Origin of the sequence: Bacillus cereus group sp. BfR-BA-01379, assembly GCF_022663605.1 — a bacterium.
Lineage (GTDB): Bacteria > Bacillota > Bacilli > Bacillales > Bacillaceae_G > Bacillus_A > Bacillus_A mobilis.
This window is the reverse complement of the sequence record NZ_JAKUFT010000217.1, coordinates 1-367: the sequence shown is the minus strand read 5'-3', so window position 1 is coordinate 367 and position 367 is coordinate 1. Positions and strand designations below refer to the sequence as shown.

Genomic DNA, 367 nt, shown 5'->3' with positions numbered 1-367 from the left:
TTGTATGTGTACACGCAACAACATACGGGCCGCCTTCTGGTAACTTTTCTCTTCCTTGCACTTCTACTTTTCCAGCTGTTTTAAATATATATTTCAACAAAAATGTAATTGGTTTATACATTTGTTTCGTTCCTTTCTGAACATCCGAATTATAATCATTCTCTTACAACGATTATAACACTAAGTTTTAGGAGTTGGTAATAAAAATGAGCATTAATTGTTAAATTTCAATTCTTACAAAAGTGTAATTTTCTTGTAAGCTAATTCGATAGTTACTTCTTGCAATATTTCATACAATTAAGTCAGAAGGAAACAACAACTATTCGAAAAGGAGCGGATCAATATGATGAACAAGATGAAAACGAAC

The 367-nt window shown here is 31.1% G+C and carries 1 pseudogene; it reads right to left on the bottom strand.

From position 1 onward, the window contains the following. Positions 1-121: pseudogene (locus MR113_RS27545) on the bottom strand (1-acyl-sn-glycerol-3-phosphate acyltransferase); the annotation flags it as partial. Between the last annotated feature and the right edge of the window lie 246 nt (positions 122-367).